The sequence below is a fragment of the Paracoccus sp. T5 genome, assembly GCF_048538155.2.
GTDB lineage: Bacteria > Pseudomonadota > Alphaproteobacteria > Rhodobacterales > Rhodobacteraceae > Paracoccus.
This window is the reverse complement of the sequence record NZ_CM135809.1, coordinates 781,928-795,146: the sequence shown is the minus strand read 5'-3', so window position 1 is coordinate 795,146 and position 13,219 is coordinate 781,928. Positions and strand designations below refer to the sequence as shown.

General features: G+C 66.6%; 11 protein-coding genes and 1 pseudogene. 2 read left to right on the top strand and 10 right to left on the bottom strand.

Annotation, left to right across the window (positions count from 1 at the left end; all coding sequences use genetic code 11):
• Positions 1 to 40 precede the first annotated feature (40 nt).
• The 6 genes and pseudogenes from folE2 to ACNR9W_RS03980 form a co-directional block, all read right to left on the bottom strand.
• Positions 41 to 1,015, bottom strand: a pseudogene (folE2, locus tag ACNR9W_RS04005) (GTP cyclohydrolase FolE2); the annotation flags it as partial.
• Between the two features lie 145 nt (positions 1,016 to 1,160).
• The gene (gene metZ, locus ACNR9W_RS04000; RefSeq protein ID WP_419270544.1) at positions 1,161 to 2,348 is read right to left on the bottom strand and encodes an O-succinylhomoserine sulfhydrylase; all 1,188 of its coding nucleotides are present in this window, start codon (positions 2,346 to 2,348) and stop codon (positions 1,161 to 1,163) included.
• Between the two features lie 538 nt (positions 2,349 to 2,886).
• A complete protein-coding gene (locus ACNR9W_RS03995) occupies positions 2,887 to 4,212 on the bottom strand; it encodes a sigma-54-dependent transcriptional regulator (RefSeq protein WP_419270542.1) in 1,326 nt (441 codons plus the stop codon).
• A gap of 22 nt (positions 4,213 to 4,234) precedes the next feature.
• Positions 4,235 to 5,950, bottom strand: a complete 1,716-nt coding sequence (locus tag ACNR9W_RS03990) for a sensor histidine kinase (protein ID WP_419270714.1) — start codon at positions 5,948 to 5,950, stop codon at positions 4,235 to 4,237.
• A 140-nt stretch (positions 5,951 to 6,090) separates the two neighbouring features.
• Positions 6,091 to 6,759: a phosphoribosylformylglycinamidine synthase subunit PurQ gene (gene purQ / locus ACNR9W_RS03985; protein WP_419270540.1), complete on the bottom strand. Its 669-nt coding sequence runs from the start codon at positions 6,757 to 6,759 to the stop codon at positions 6,091 to 6,093.
• Positions 6,760 to 6,945: 186 nt separating this feature from the next.
• Positions 6,946 to 8,157, bottom strand: a complete 1,212-nt coding sequence (locus tag ACNR9W_RS03980; protein WP_419270538.1) for an NADP-dependent isocitrate dehydrogenase — start codon at positions 8,155 to 8,157, stop codon at positions 6,946 to 6,948.
• Between the two features lie 259 nt (positions 8,158 to 8,416).
• Here ACNR9W_RS03980 and ACNR9W_RS03975 point away from each other — a divergent pair, with 259 nt between their 5' ends.
• Positions 8,417 to 9,553, top strand: coding sequence for a Hint domain-containing protein (locus ACNR9W_RS03975; protein ID WP_419270536.1), 1,137 nt, complete (start codon positions 8,417 to 8,419; stop codon positions 9,551 to 9,553).
• A 17-nt stretch (positions 9,554 to 9,570) separates the two neighbouring features.
• Here the strand turns inward: ACNR9W_RS03975 and ACNR9W_RS03970 are convergent, their stop codons facing one another.
• Positions 9,571 to 10,695: an HD domain-containing protein gene (locus tag ACNR9W_RS03970; protein WP_419270534.1), complete on the bottom strand. Its 1,125-nt coding sequence runs from the start codon at positions 10,693 to 10,695 to the stop codon at positions 9,571 to 9,573.
• 63 nt (positions 10,696 to 10,758) lie between these two features.
• Entirely contained in the window at positions 10,759 to 11,421 is a 663-nt protein-coding gene (locus ACNR9W_RS03965) for an alpha/beta hydrolase (protein ID WP_111301771.1), read from the bottom strand.
• 179 nt (positions 11,422 to 11,600) lie between these two features.
• Here ACNR9W_RS03965 and iscR point away from each other — a divergent pair, with 179 nt between their 5' ends.
• Positions 11,601 to 12,059 carry a Fe-S cluster assembly transcriptional regulator IscR gene (gene iscR, locus ACNR9W_RS03960; RefSeq protein ID WP_419270532.1) on the top strand — a complete coding sequence of 153 codons (459 nt, stop codon included), beginning with the start codon at positions 11,601 to 11,603 and terminating at the stop codon, positions 12,057 to 12,059.
• A gap of 152 nt (positions 12,060 to 12,211) precedes the next feature.
• On the opposite strand, the gene ACNR9W_RS03955 is transcribed toward iscR, so the two are convergent.
• Both ACNR9W_RS03955 and ACNR9W_RS03950 read right to left on the bottom strand, forming a co-directional pair.
• The gene (locus tag ACNR9W_RS03955; protein ID WP_458478624.1) at positions 12,212 to 12,475 is read right to left on the bottom strand and encodes an ArsC/Spx/MgsR family protein; all 264 of its coding nucleotides are present in this window, start codon (positions 12,473 to 12,475) and stop codon (positions 12,212 to 12,214) included.
• A 136-nt stretch (positions 12,476 to 12,611) separates the two neighbouring features.
• Positions 12,612 to 13,127: an Lrp/AsnC family transcriptional regulator gene (locus ACNR9W_RS03950; RefSeq protein WP_419270530.1), complete on the bottom strand. Its 516-nt coding sequence runs from the start codon at positions 13,125 to 13,127 to the stop codon at positions 12,612 to 12,614.
• Between the last annotated feature and the right edge of the window lie 92 nt (positions 13,128 to 13,219).

Genomic DNA, 13,219 nt, shown 5'->3' with positions numbered 1-13,219 from the left:
CGCAGGTCGCGGCACAGGCCGCCGCATCACCGGGCGCGGATCAGGCGCGCAGACCGGCGAAGGTCCCGGGGTCCAGCGAATTCTGCGCAAAGGTCGGCCCGCTGGTCAGCAGGCTGACCGCGTCATGGGAATGCAGCGATTCCTGATGGCTGGCCACGACGCGGAAATCACCGATATGCGGATCGGCCAGCAGCTGCGCGGCAAAGGCCCGCACCGCATCCTCGACAAAGATCGGGTTGGCGGCGTTCAGCTCGGCAAAGGCCTGTTCGTCCTCGCGCTTGACCATCACCTGCGTCTCGGTGGGCACCGCACGGCGGCACAACTCGATCACGTCCTCGAACCACACGCGCTCGGGACCGTCCATCACCAGCGAGATCCGCGCCACCGAACGCTGCGAATGCGGCGTGGCCAGACGGCCCCGTGTCTCGCGCGCATGTTCCGACAGTTCCAGTGAACAGGGGCAGGTCGAGGAATAGACGTAATCCAGGTGCATCACCCTGAGGCGGGTGCCCGCCTGTTCGATGACCTCCAGCGTGATGTCGTAATACTGCCAGCCCGACAGGCCCGAACGCAGCGAGGCCACCTTCATCGGATAGGAGAACCGCATCTGGATGCGGGCGTCCAGGGCGTCCAGGTCGGTCTTGTAATCCTCCAGCGCCGCCTCGAGGACGGACAGGCTGAACTGATGCTCGGAATGGCCGTAAAAGGACCGCATGATCCGGCTCATGTTGATGCCCTTGCGGTCGGCCTCCAGGCTGACCGTGCCGGTGACGCTGGTTTCCAGCGCGATCTCGCCGCCCTCGCGGGCGAGGTAGCGGATCGGCAGCCGGAAATTCGAGATCCCCACATGCTGGATGGGCGCACGGGCGCCGATGATCAGGCTGGCGGGCCCGTTCTGCAGATCCGGCAATCCGGCCTTGTAGGCGTCGTCCACCCGGAAATCCGCGTCATAGTGACGAAGAAGGGCGGGATAGGCTGGGGTCAGGGGACGAATCTCGGTCATGATGGCCTCCGGCTCTGGCGGTGACTGATATAGGGGGCGCTGCTGAAAATGTCATCCCGGAACAACAGGCCCGGAAGCCGCACCTCGCAGGAGAGGATGACGCCGCCGCGCGCCGCGCGCGGGCGGTCCTGTGCCTGTCGCGGGGTGCGGCCCATGATCACCCTTCCAGCGCCTGCATCAGGTCGGCGGTCAGGTCGGCCGCATGTTCCAGCCCGACCGAGATGCGCAGCAGTCCCGGCGTGATCCCCAGATGCGCCTTGTCGGCCTCCGACAGGCGCTGATGGGTGGTCGTGGCGGGATGGGTGACGATCGACTTGGCATCGCCCAGGTTGTTCGAGATCCGGATGATCTGCAGGCGGTCCAGGGCCGCGAAGGCAGCCTCCTTGCCCTCGGCCAGCTCGATGGCGATCATCGTGCCGCCCGACCCCATCTGCCGCATCGCCAGGTCGTGCTGGGGATGGTCCGGCAGGCCCGGATAGATGACCCGCGACAGGCGCGGATGGCCGTGCAGGGCCGCCGCGATGGTGGCGGCCGCATCGGCCTGCGCGCGCACGCGCAGGTCCATGGTCTGCAGCCCGTTCAGCATGATCCAGGCGTGGAAGGGGCTGATCGCCCCGCCGGTATGCTTCAGGTAGGGCTCGGCCACCTCGCGCACGAACTGCCGCGTGCCGCAGATCACGCCGGCCAGGGCGCGGCCGCCGCCGTCGATATGCTTTGTCGCCGAATAGACGATGACATCGGCCCCCTGCTCGACCGCCTTGGAAAAGACCGGGGTTGCAAAGACGTTGTCCACGACCACCGTCGCGCCGGCCGCATGGGCCAAGTCGGCCACCGCCTTCAGGTCGATCACCTCCAGCGTCGGGTTCGAGACGCTTTCAAAGAACACCGCGCGGGTGCCGGGACGGATCGCCGCCGCCCACTGGTCTAGGTCGGTGCCGTCGACATAGCTGACCTCGACCCCGAACCGGGCCAGCAGGTCCAGAACGTAAAGGCAGGACCCGAACAGCGCGCGCGCCGCCACCACATGATCGCCCGGCTTGCACATCGCAAACATCGCGCCGTTGACCGCGGCCATGCCGCTGGCGGTGGCAAAGGCGTCCTCGGTCCCCTCCAGCGCGGCGATCCGATCCTCGAACATGCGGCTGGTCGGATTGCCGTAGCGGGCATAGATGAACTCGTCCGGGCCGGTGCCCTGGAACCGCGCCTCGGCCTGGGCGGCGCTGTCATAGACGAAGCCCTGGGTCAGGAAGATCGCTTCGGCCATCTCGCCATACTGGCTGCGGCGCGTGCCGTGATGCACGGCCTGGGTGCGGGGATGAAGCTTGTTCTGGGGCGAAACGGTCATGTCGGACTGCCTTTCGGTGATCCTCGCGGGGATAATCCCCACCCGGTTTCTCCGCAACTGGTAAGCCGGGTTCAAATTAACTTGCACGCGATGGTGTCGGAAAGAGGATAATTTGCAGAGACTGCAGTTTTTCGTATATTATTCATGCAGATAATGATCCAAACTACACCAATAGGTAGTTGGACACGCCTTCTGGTTGCACATATAACGATCCCAGGGACCGGGCAGAATCGTGGATGCCATGCTCCTCACCTGCCCCATCTTGGGGTCCGGCGTCGAAAGACGGGTGCCGCGCGGCTCCTGAGCGCGAGGTGTCTGGTTTTTCAAGCCGGTGCTTGTCGGATGAACCGGCTCGATCGTTCAGTTTGTGCTTCAAGAGTAGCCCGTGCTGCGCGCGCGAGCCCGTTTTCCGATCTGGCCGATCGTCAAACTGCGGTCTGTTTTTTCCTGTGTCTGTGTATCGCGTAGGACCGCAGGGACAGCCCGGGGGCAGCCTGCCTGCCTCCGGGTTTCGTGCCCGCCCCTGGGCTGCGGGCCGTTAAAGGTAATCGCCGCGCTGCAACCCGTATTTGGCCATTTTCTCGTTCAGCGTCCGCCGCGGCAGGCACAGCTCCTCCATGACGCTGGCGATGCTGCCCTTGTGGCGGCGCATGGTGTTGTCGATCAGCATCTTCTCAAAGCTCTCGACATATTCCTTCAGCGGCTTGCCTTCGGTCGTCGTGGCCTGCTGGTTGTCCTCTCCATCCGCCATCAGCAGCGAGGCGATCGACCCCGACCCGCGCCGGTTCTGCAGCACAGCGCGTTCCGCCACGTTGATCAGCTGGCGGATGTTGCCGGGCCAGGGCGCCTGCAGCAGCTGGGCGGCCTCCTGCGCGCTGACCTGCGGGGGCTCGCAGCCGTATTCCTCGCTGAACTGCTCGGTCATGCGGGTGAACAGCGCCAGGATATCCTCGCCCCGCGCGCGCAACGGCGGCAGGGTGATCTTCAGCGCCGACAGGCGATAGAACAGGTCGGGACGCAGCGAATCCTCGGCCCGGCGCCCCTCGCCCCGCGCATTGCTGATCGCGATGATCCGGGTTTCCGCAGGCGTCCCCTGTTCGCTGATGAAGGCCAGCAGCCGCGCCTGCAATGCCTCCGACAGCGCCTCGACATCCTCAAGGCACAGGGTGCCCGCACGGGCCTCCTCGACGGCCGGCAGCCCGTCCTCCAGCGGCCCGAACAGGCGCGCCGACAGCGCCTCGTCGTTATAGGCCGCGCAGGAGACCGGCACGAACTTCTTGGAGGCGCGCGGCCCGACCGCATGCAGCGCATGCGCCACCAGCGTCTTGCCGGTCCCCGTCTCGCCGTCGATCAGCACATGGCCGTCGGCCTGGCCCAGGTCCAGGATGTCCTCGCGCAGCCGCTCCATCACCGGGCTGGCGCCGATCAGCTTGGACATGACCTGCTGGCCCTCGGACAGGTCACGGCGCAGCGCGCGGTTGTCCAGCGTCATCCGGCGCATCTGCGTGGCCTTCTTGGCCAACTGCGTCATGCGGTCGGGGTTGAAGGGCTTTTCCATGAAATCCATGGCGCCGATGCGCATCGCCTCGACCGCCATCGGCACGTCGCCGTGGCCGGTGATCATGATGACGGGCAGGCTGCTGTCCAGCCCCATCAGCCGCTTGAGGAATGCCATGCCGTCCATCCCCGGCATGCGGATGTCGCTGACCACCACGCCCGGCCAGTCCGGCCCGATCACCTTCAGCGCGTCCTCGGCACTGGCAAAGGTCTCGGTCTCGAAACCGGACAGGACCAGCCACTGGCTGATCGATTCCCGCATGTCCGGTTCGTCATCCACAATCGCGATCTTCAGCTTTCGGGACATTCTCTGATCCTCTCGTGTTCTGTCATTCCGCCGCCAGCGACTGCCGGGGCTGTCCGGGACGGTGCAACGGCAGCTCGACGCGGAAGACCGCGCCGCCTTCGATTTCGTTATGCGCGGTCAGCCGGCCGCCGAAGTCGGCCACGATCGTGGACGAGATCGCCAGCCCCAGCCCGGTGCCCTCTCCGGGCTTCTTGGTGGTCCAGAAAGGTTCAAACAGCTTTTCCAGATCCGATACACCGGGGCCGTTGTCGCGCACGGACACATAGGCGTGAGCCGCCGCCTCGACCGAGATCTCGATGGTGGCCTCGCGCCGGTCGCGCACGGCATCGACCGCGTTGCGCAGCAGGTTGATCAGAACCTGCTCCAGACGGATGCGGTCCGCAAGCACCATCACCCGCTCGCGCGGGACGTTGCGGATGATGCGGATGGTCCGGGTGCGCAGCTGCGGCTCCATCATGGTCAGCGCGCTGCTGACGGCGGCGCGCAGGTCGACCGGCTCCACCGCCTCGCCGCCCTTCCGGGCATAGGACTTCAGCTGCCGTGTGATCGCGCCCATCCGGTCGATCAGGTCGTCGATGCGCTGAAAGCTGGAAAGCGCCTCCTCAGGACGGCCGCGCTGCAGCAGCAGGCGCGCGCCCGCCAGATAGGTCTTCATCGCCGCCAAGGGCTGGTTCAGCTCGTGGCTGACGCCGGCTGACATCTCGCCCAGGGCGGCCAGCTTGGAGGACTGCTGCATGGTCTGCTCGGCCACGCGCAGCTCCTTCTGCACGCGCTCGCGCTCGGCGATCTCGCGGGTCAGGCGGGCGTTCAGCGCCCGCAGGTCCGCCGATTCGCGCATATAGGCCACGGACTGCATCCGGGCGCGGCGCGACAGCATCCAGAAGGCACCGGCCAGCAGGATCGCAAAGCCCATGATCTGCAGCGCCAGGATCGCGTTCACCCGCTCGCGGACGCTGCTGTAGGCGGTGAAGCTGATCATCCGCCAGCCGCGGAACGGAACCCGCGCCTCGGACCGCATCACGGCCCGGCCCTGGACATAGGCGTCGGCCGGGCTGGAGGTCCAGTCGGCCGTCACTTGGAAGGCCCGCTGGATCGCCGAAGGGGCCGAACGGACGGCCAGCGCCTGCGGCAGGGTCAGCCCGCGCCAGCGCGGCTCGGTCGACAGGATGATCGTCCCTTCGCTGTCGGTCACGGCCACCGCGTCCGAGATGCCGGCCCAGGACCGCTCCAGCCGCGTCAGGTCCGCGCCCACCACGATCACGCCCAAGGTCCTGCCCTCGGACAGGATGGCACGGGAATAGGCGAATTCATGGGCGCCCGACGGCATTTCGGACACGGTGAAGACCGTGTCGCGCGACCGCAGTGCCTCGACGAAATAGGGCGCCGCCACGCTGTTGGTGCCGATCAGGTAGCGGTCGGTCGAGCCCACCACCCGGCCTGAGGCATCCAGAAGCCGGATGGAGGCGGCGCCGATTTCCTTCTGCGCCGCGATCAGCCGGGCCGAGGTGGTCGAGAAATCATTCCCGTTCAGCGCCGAGATCAGCGCCGGGTCGCGCGCGAACAGCAGCGGCACCACCGAATTGCGCTGCAATTCCGACATCAGGTTGCCGGTATAGAGCGCCAGACGCAGTTCCGACCGCACCCGGGTGTTTTCGGAGAACCGATCCGTCAGCCAGGCATTGGTGCCCCAGATCGACCCCAATGCGGTGACAAAGATCAGCACGACGGTGGCCCGCAGCCACCACGGATTGTACAGCCGGGCGCCTACGCCGCGCCGCCGCTCCGCCCTGTCCTCGATATGCTCGTCATCGTCCAAGCACGGGTCCATCCACTGGGATCGCGGGCGGCAATCTACGGCGAACGCCGCGCAGGCTCAAGTCAGGCCTGCACGAGAGAGCCCACCAGCCCCCGGAACAGCGCCGCACCGTCGGTGCCGCCGGTGGCCGGATCGGCCGCGCGTTCCGGGTGGGGCATCATGCCAAGGACGCGGCGATTCTCGGACAGGATGCCGGCGATGTCGCCCACGGAGCCGTTCAGCGCCGGCGCATAGGTAAAGGCGATCCGGTCCTGGTCACGCAGCGCCGCCAGTCCCTCCGCCCCGATCTGGTAGTTGCCGTCGTGATGGGCGACAGGCACCAAGATCGTCTGCCCCAGGGCATAGCCGGAGGTGAAGGCGCTGTCGGCGGTCCCGATGCGCAGCGCCGCGGCCTTGCACACAAAGGTCAGCCCGGTGTTGCGCATCAGCGCACCGGGCAGCAGCCCCAGTTCCGTCAGCACCTGGAACCCGTTGCAGATCCCCAGCAGGTAGCCGCCCCGCTCGGCATGGGCCTTCAACGCCGCGGCGATGGGCGACTGCGCCGCGATGGCGCCGCAGCGCAGATAGTCCCCGAACGAAAACCCGCCCGGCACCGCGACCAGATCCACGCCTTCGGGAAGGCGGCTGTCCTTGTGCCAGACACGGGACACCTGCGCCCCCGCCTGTTCCAGCGCGACGGCCAGGTCGCGGTCGCAATTCGATCCGGGGAAGGTGACGACGGCGGCTTTCATCAGCGTGGCTCCTGTCTGGGGACGCCTTGCCCTTAGCGCAGCCGGCGCGCCAAAGAAAGGGGGCGCCGCCCCCATTGCCTTGCGGCGATGCCCCAAGGGTATCTGACCAACAGAGAAATGGCTTCCTCTTTGTCCCAACCCTCGCAAAAGGCGAAAGGGCCGGGCGAATGCCCGGCCCTTTTGTGATCAGTTCAGCGCCTTGTTCAGGTACTCGTCGACCTTTTCCAGGTAGCCCATCGTGGTCAGCCATTTCTGGTCCGGGCCGACCAGCAGCGCCAGGTCCTTGGTCATGTGACCATCCTCGACCGCCTGCACGGTGACGCGCTCCAGCGTCTCGGCAAAGTTCAGCAGCTGGGCGTTGTCGTCCAGCTTGGCACGGTGCTTCAGGCCGCCCGTCCAGGCAAAGATCGACGCGATCGAGTTGGTCGAGGTCGCGTTGCCCTTCTGGTGCTCGCGATAGTGGCGCGTGACGGTGCCGTGGGCGGCCTCGGATTCCACGATCTTCCCGTCCGGCGTCATCAGGACCGAGGTCATCAGGCCAAGGCTGCCGAAACCCTGCGCGACGGTGTCCGACTGCACGTCGCCGTCATAGTTCTTGCAGGCCCAGACATAGCCGCCGGACCATTTCATCGCCGATGCGACCATGTCGTCGATCAGGCGGTGCTCGTAATGGATGCCGGCCTTCTTGAACTGGTCCTCGAACTCGGCCTCGTAGACTTCCTGGAACAGGTCCTTGAAGCGGCCGTCATAGGCCTTGAGGATCGTGTTCTTGGTCGACAGATAGACCGGGTAGCCGCGCGACAGGCCATAGTTCATCGACGCCCGCGCAAAATCGCGGATCGAATCGTCCAGGTTGTACATGGCCATGGTCACGCCCGAGGACGGGGCCTGGAAGACCTCGTGCTCGATCGTTTCGCCGTCATCGCCGACGAACTTGATCGTCAGCTTGCCCTTGCCGGGGAAACGGAAGTCGGTGGCGCGGTACTGGTCGCCGAAGGCGTGGCGGCCGACGATGATCGGCTGCGTCCAGCCCGGCACCAGGCGCGGGACGTTCTGGCAGATGATCGGCTCGCGGAAGATCACGCCGCCCAGGATGTTGCGGATCGTGCCGTTCGGGCTGCGCCACATCTTCTTCAGGCCGAATTCCTCGACCCGCGCCTCGTCGGGGGTGATGGTCGCGCATTTCACGCCGACGCCGTGCAGCTTGATCGCCTCGGCCGCGTCGATGGTGATCTGGTCGTCGGTGCGGTCACGCTCCTCGATGCCCAGGTCGTAGTATTTCAGGTCGATGTCCAGATAGGGCAGGATCAGCTTCTGCTTGATGAAGTCCCAGATGATCCGCGTCATCTCGTCGCCGTCGAGCTCGACGACGGGATTTGCGACCTTGATCTTCGACATGGGGGGCCCCCTTTGGCGTTGGATTCGGATGCCCGCCTATAGCCCGATCAGGCCGTAAAGGAAAGACGGTATGCGATTGTATGCCAACGGTACCGCTGTGCCGGCCGAGGCTGTCCCTCTCCCTTTCCCCTAGCCAAATGGCGGCTTTGCTTACGACCGTTCGGTCAAAATGTCCGCAAAGGCAATTTGCCCGCTCGGGCACAAGGGGCGTAACTGACGGCACTCGCTTCACGAATTCCATTTTCCCCGGCAGGCTCCCATGACCGATGTCACCTGGCTCTGGTTCGGCAACCAGCCACAGGCCAACATGACCCCGACTACCCCCGCCACGGCCGCCGAGGCCGAGCATCTTGTCGGCTATGGCGCGACGGGACCCAACCAGATCGAGGCCGTCACCGTCTCCGGCACCACGCGCAGCATCACCGTCAACGGCACCAGCACCAGGGCCTTTGCGACCACCTACAACAACAACCCCTACGGCCCCAGCCCGATGACCTTCCTGCGCCCGACGGACGGCAGCCGCGTCAACAGCCAGATCACGGGCCTCTTCAGCGCAACCTATCGGGTGACCCTGGGCGACGGCAGCCAGGTGGAACGGACGGGCGCGCTGATCCAGATGGCCAGCGGCGACATTTTCCTGCGCCCGACCGCGCAGAACGTCGCCGAATGGGAGGACATCACCGCACTGCGATCGGTCAGGATCCTCTCGGTCACCCCCAGGGACGCCAACACCTATGCCGCGACCGTGTCCTTCAGCCCCAAGATCATGGATGTGGAGATCGTCTGCTATGCCGGCGGGACGATGATCCGGACGATCGACGGGGACCGTCCCGTCGAAACCCTGGCCCCGGGCGACCTGATCTGGACCCGCGACAACGGCTATCAGCCGCTGCGGTGGTGCGGGTCAAGCCGGCTGGACCAGGTGGACCTGGCCGCGGCCCCGCGTTTGCGGCCGGTGCGCATCGCGGCAGGCGCATTGGGCCCCGGCATTCCCCATTCGCCGCTGACCGTGTCGCCCCAGCACCGCATCCTGGTCCGGTCGGCGATCGCGCAGCGGATGTTCGGCACCCGGGAACTGCTGGCGCCCGCCAAGCAACTGCTTGCGCTGGAGGGGGTCGAGGTGGACGACCGGTGCCAGGGGGTGACCTATCATCACCTGCTCTTCGACCGCCACGAGATCCTGATCGCCAACGGGGCCGAGGCCGAATCGCTTTATCCCGGCGCCCAGGCGCTGCATGCCCTGAACGGCAAGGCGCTGCGCGAGATCCAGGCGCTGTTGCCTGCCCTGCTGCAGCCCGAGGCCGCGCCACCCTCGGCCCGCCCCTTCGGCACAGGCGCAAAGCTGCGCCGCCTGGTCATCCGGCACGCCGCCAAGGGCCAGCCGCTGGTGGCGTGACCCGACGCAGCATTGCCCTACCGGCTGGAGAAATGCGCAGACAGGCGACCGGAGAGCCAGGCCCAGAGTTCGGCCGAGGCCGCATCGACCCAGGTCCCGACCCGCATCTCCAGCTGGGCCAGGGTCACGTCGTAACGGAGCCATCCCGCCCCACCGGCCTGCAGGTTCTGGATCGCCGGCTGGCAGCGGTCCAGGCCCTTGGCAAAGATCGCGTCGGGGGTCTCGACCGCCTCGAACTCCTGCCAAAGCGCCAGGAATTCGGCCGCCTGTCCGTCCGGCAGCATCCCGAAGATCCGGCGCGCCGCGGCCGCTTCCGCCTGCTGGATCGCGGCCGAGCCATGGGCCTGACCTCCGGCGGAATGCAGCGGCACGTCGCCCACGTCGATCTCGACCAGATCGTGGATCAGCAGCATCCGGATGACCCGGCCGATATCGACGCCCGGCTCCGCCAGCGGCGCCAGGACCAGCGCATAGAGCGCCAGATGCCAGCTGTGCTCGGCGCTGTTCTCGTGGCGCGAGCCGTCGATCAGGGTATTTGCCCGATGGACCGACTTCAGCCCGTCCGCCTCGGCCAGAAAGGCCAGCCGTCGCCCCAGATCGCTGTCGGGCAGCCCCTGCTGCGCCAGCAGGTCCCGCGCGGCGGCGGCCGCATCCGGCCATTCCCGCACCAACCGGGCGGCCCGGCCGCGTTCCAGGTTCGCGCGGACGATCTCGACATGATCGGGCAGCGGCGCGCCCGCCTGCAACACCTGGAACAGCGGCTGGATGTGGTCCATGCGCTTGGCCATGCGGGCGTCATCGCAGCCGGCGGCCTCGAAGGCCCGCCACAGATCCGCCAGCGCCGCGCCTTGGGGCATCAGGCCAAAGATGCGGGCCGCGGCCGCCTCCTCGGCCAGCCGCAGCGCGGCGGCATCGTGATCCAGGTGGATCGGCTGGTCGCCCGCATCGATCTCGACCAGGTCATGCACCAGGATCATGGCAATCGCGCGGTCGCTGGCCCCGAAGACCATCGCGTAGAGCGCCACATGCCAACTGTGCTCGGCGCTGTTCTCGGGGCGCGACAGGTCCATCAGCACATTGGCGCGCTGGACCGACTTCAGCCGATCCGCCTCGCACAGGAATGCAACCGCCTGATCCAGCATGACCGGGCCTTTCCTTTCAGTCGCCGGGGCAGCGGGCCGGGGCACGCGCCCCGGCGCCCTTCTTCAGCGGGTGTTCTCGGTCAGGCGCCGGCGGACATAGCCCTGGACCAGGTCGATCATCGGCTTCATGTGGGTTTCGTCGTCGCGGAAGAAGTGGTCCGCGCCCTCGATCTCCTCATGGGTGATGGTGATCCCCTTTTGCTCGCGCAGCTTGGACACTAGCGCATGCGTGTCCTTGGGCGGCGCCACCCGGTCGGCCGTGCCGTTCACGATCAGCCCCGAGGACGGGCACGGCGCCAGGAAACTGAAATCATACATGTTCGCCGGGGGCGCCACGCTGATGAAGCCGGTGATCTCGGGGCGCCGCATCAGCAGCTGCATCCCGATCCAGGCGCCAAAGCTGAAGCCCGCTACCCAGCAATGCTTGGAATTCGGGTTCATCGCCTGCAGGTAATCCAGCGCGGAGGCGGCATCCGACAGCTCTCCGATACCCTGGTCGAACTCGCCCTGGCTGCGGCCCACGCCCCGGAAGTTGAAGCGCATCACGGTGAAGCCCATCTTGTGAAAGGCGTAATGCAGGTTATAGACGACCCGGTTGTTCATCGTCCCGCCATATTGCGGATGCGGATGCAGCACGATGGCGATGGGGGCGTCGGGCTTGCCGGGCTGGGGATGGTAACGGCCTTCGAGGCGGCCTTCGGGGCCGGGAAAAATCAGCTCGGGCATGGTTGTCCTTCACAGGGCTTGTCGGGTTTCTTGACGCGTGCGCGCGCGGCTTCTAGACGGAATATCTGGGCAGCCGGCGCAGGCTTGGCAAGGAACATGCTGGCCGGGCATAGCGCGCGACCACGGCAGCCGTCAATGCAAGGCAGGATCCGCAATGCGCGGATGGAGGGACGCAGGCCATGAAACTGTCAACCAAGGGCCGCTATGCCATCATTGCGCTGGTCGACCTGTCGATCGCCAAGGGCGACGACTTGACCTCGCTGGCCGAGATCTCCAAGCGGCAGGACATCTCGCTTCCCTATCTGGAACAGCTGTTCGTGCGGCTGAGGCGGGCGGGTCTCGTGGCCTCGGTGCGCGGTCCCGGCGGGGGCTATCGCCTGGCCCGCACGCCCGAGACGATCCGCATCGCCGAGATCCTGGAAGCCGTGGACGAAACCGTCAGCGCGATGCATATCGGCGCCGGCGCCTCGGGCGGCATCTCGGGGTCGCGGGCGCAGACGCTGTCGAACCGGCTGTGGGAAAGCCTTTCGGCGCATGTCTACGTCTTTCTTCACAACCACAGCCTGGCCGACGTCGCCCGCAACCAGCTGCTGCCCTGCCCGGCCCTGCCCAAGATCCTCAACGTCGTGGACGAATAGCCCCACCCTGCCGGTGATGATCCCCCTCGCGTCAGAACGCCCACGGGGTGTGCGGGGGGCCGGCCACCCGGACCGGGGGGACGCAACCCGGTCCCGCCACCTGCCTGCAGCCACGGGTGCGGCACCGGAAGGTGGTCGGTCTGGTCCGGCGGTCAGCCCTGTCCTTGGGCAAGAAACGTGAAGATCCGCTCTTTCGGGCGGCAGAGGATGGCGCCACGGGGCCCGAAGACCACCGGCCGCTCGATCAGCAGGGAATGTTCGGCCATCGCGGCGATCAGGCTCTGGTCGTCCAGCCCCGGCTCCGAAAGGCCCAGCCGATCATGGTCGTTGCCCTTCCGCCGCAGCAATCCGCGCGGCCCGATCCCCAAGGTCCCCAACGCGCCCATGATTTCCTGAGCATCCGGCGGTTGCCGCACATAATCGCGGACCCTCCACCTCGGCCCCCGCCTCGCGCAGCGCAGCCAGCACGAAACGGGAGGTCGAGCAGGTCGGCCTGTGCCAGATCACGTGGTCCGCAGCCATCAGAACCCCCGACGCAAATCCCGCAGAGGCCTAGCGCCCTGCATCGGGGATGGGAAGCGCGCTGGAGGCCTTGATCTCCTCCATCGACAGCAGCGCCGTGACATTGTGAATCTTCACCTCGCCGATCAGCGACTGGTAGAAGCGGTCATAGGCGCGGGCGTTGCGGACCTGCACCTTGAGGATATAGTCGATGTCGCCCGCCAGCCGGTGCGCCTCGACCACCTCGGGCCGGTCGCGCAGCGCCTTGAGAAAGCGCCCTGCCCAGTCCCTGTCATGCTCGCTGGTGCGCACCAGGACGAAAAAGCAGGCCTCCAGCCCCAGGGCCTCGGGGTCCAGGATCGCCACCTGCCGGCGGATCACGCCAGCCTCGCGCAGCTTGCGGATCCGGTTCCAGACCGGGGTCTTGGAGGCCCCGACCCGCTCGGCGATCTGGTCCAGCGACAGGCTGGCATCCTCCTGCAGCAGGGACAGGATTTTGCGGTCCACCTCGTCCAGCCGGACAGGCGTTTGCCCCGGCCCCTCTGGGCTGGAAACTGGTTCCGGCATCGCAGGCTCCTTGTGCACGTCGTCCTTATTTCGCCCGACCACTCGCAAGAATCCAGAAGGAAATTCTATATAGAGAGCATCAGGAAAGAGGT

What these genes read in the sequence shown, in the direction of transcription:
- metZ (WP_419270544.1), bottom strand. Translation starts at nt 2,348, where the DNA reads ATGACCGTTTCGCCCCAGAACAAGCTTCATCCCCGCACCCAGGCCGTG.
- ACNR9W_RS03965 (WP_111301771.1), bottom strand. Translation starts at nt 11,421, where the DNA reads ATGCCCGAGCTGATTTTTCCCGGCCCCGAAGGCCGCCTCGAAGGCCGT.
- ACNR9W_RS03995 (WP_419270542.1), bottom strand. Translation starts at nt 4,212, where the DNA reads ATGTCCCGAAAGCTGAAGATCGCGATTGTGGATGACGAACCGGACATG.
- ACNR9W_RS03970 (WP_419270534.1), bottom strand. Translation starts at nt 10,695, where the DNA reads ATGCTGGATCAGGCGGTTGCATTCCTGTGCGAGGCGGATCGGCTGAAG.
- ACNR9W_RS03950 (WP_419270530.1), bottom strand. Translation starts at nt 13,127, where the DNA reads ATGCCGGAACCAGTTTCCAGCCCAGAGGGGCCGGGGCAAACGCCTGTC.
- iscR (WP_419270532.1), top strand. Translation starts at nt 11,601, where the DNA reads ATGAAACTGTCAACCAAGGGCCGCTATGCCATCATTGCGCTGGTCGAC.
- ACNR9W_RS03975 (WP_419270536.1), top strand. Translation starts at nt 8,417, where the DNA reads ATGACCGATGTCACCTGGCTCTGGTTCGGCAACCAGCCACAGGCCAAC.
- purQ (WP_419270540.1), bottom strand. Translation starts at nt 6,759, where the DNA reads ATGAAAGCCGCCGTCGTCACCTTCCCCGGATCGAATTGCGACCGCGAC.
- ACNR9W_RS03980 (WP_419270538.1), bottom strand. Translation starts at nt 8,157, where the DNA reads ATGTCGAAGATCAAGGTCGCAAATCCCGTCGTCGAGCTCGACGGCGAC.